1 protein-coding gene is annotated in these 218 nt (G+C 39.4%); it reads left to right on the forward strand.

The genetic code is table 11. From position 1 onward, the window contains the following. Positions 1–31: 31 nt before the first annotated feature. Positions 32–218: antA/AntB antirepressor family protein (locus tag HMPREF2613_RS07505; protein WP_186822083.1), on the forward strand; the 187-nt coding region annotated here is incomplete at its 3' end.

Genomic DNA, 218 nt, shown 5'->3' on the forward strand with positions numbered 1-218 from the left:
AACACGAAAAATCGTGTTAGAAAGGAATGCTATGAACGAACTAATCAACGTAACTCTGAATGACAATCATGAGCCGATTGTATCTGGTCGTCAATTGCATGAGGCACTGGGAGTTAAAACAGCTTATAAAGACTGGTTTCCACGAATGACGGAATATGGATTTACAGAAGGTGAAGACTTTAGCTCATTTTTGAGCAAAAGTACTGGAGGTAGACCTA

It is taken from the genome of Streptococcus sp. HMSC070B10 (assembly GCF_001808665.1).
GTDB lineage: Bacteria > Bacillota > Bacilli > Lactobacillales > Streptococcaceae > Streptococcus.